The organism is Herbaspirillum sp. B65, from assembly GCF_000333555.1.
Taxonomy (GTDB): Bacteria; Pseudomonadota; Gammaproteobacteria; order Burkholderiales; family Burkholderiaceae_D; genus Herbaspirillum; species Herbaspirillum rubrisubalbicans.
Map to the genome: position 1 here is coordinate 1 of NZ_BADI01000127.1, position 817 is coordinate 817.

Annotated in this window: 1 protein-coding gene; it reads right to left on the reverse strand. The window is 69.4% G+C overall.

Annotation, left to right across the window (positions count from 1 at the left end; translation table 11 throughout):
* Positions 1-817, reverse strand: an 817-nt coding sequence (locus I5W_RS03325) for a proton-conducting transporter transmembrane domain-containing protein (RefSeq protein ID WP_044528178.1), incomplete at both ends; no start/stop codon positions are given.

Sequence of the window (817 nt, forward strand, 5' to 3'; positions counted from 1 at the left end):
TGCTGGCGGGAGCCATCGCTCACCAGTTCGCTGGCGGCACGGCGTGCGCTGGGGGCCCAGTGGGCGGGCCAGCATTGCAGTGCCAGGCGGGTGTAGGCTTCGTCCAGATAAAAGCCGGCGTAGCTGCGGCGACGCCAGGCCGCCATGCTGTGCGGCGCCAGTTGCAGCAAGCCCATGCAGGTGTACAGCGCCAGCATGGTCAACAGGGCGGCCACACCGAACCAGGTATTGGGGGCGTCGGCGATCTGCAATGGCAGCAGGTGGGCCAGCAAGGCCGCCAATGTCAGCGCGGCGGCGCCCAGCAGGCCCAGCAGTGCGCGCCGCACCCGCGCCGTACCGCTGCTGGCGGGCAGCCACAGCAGAGGCGCCCAGGCCAGGGCCAGCACGCCGCTCCACCACCACGGCCAGGCCGCATGGGGGCTGGCGCTGTGCAGGGCCAGCACCAGCGCCAGACTCACCACCGGCGCCAGGACCACACTCATGCCCGCGGGCTGCGCCGGGCTGTGCAAGGCCTGCAGGCGGGTCTCGCGCACCACCGAGGAAGCCGACAGGAAGGCGTGCGCCTTGTAGAGCGAATGGCCGATCAGGTGCAATGCCGCGAACAGATACAGTCCGGCCGCACACTCCAGCAGCATGAAGCCCATCTGCGCCACGGTGGACCAGGCCAGTTTGACCTTGATGCTGATGCGAGTGAGCATCACCAGCCCGGCCAGCAGCACGGTGCCGGCACTGACCAGCAAGAGCACGCTGCGCGCCGGCAAGGCCTGCTCCAGCAAGGGCGCAAAACGCACCAACACGAAGCCACCCAGGTTGACCA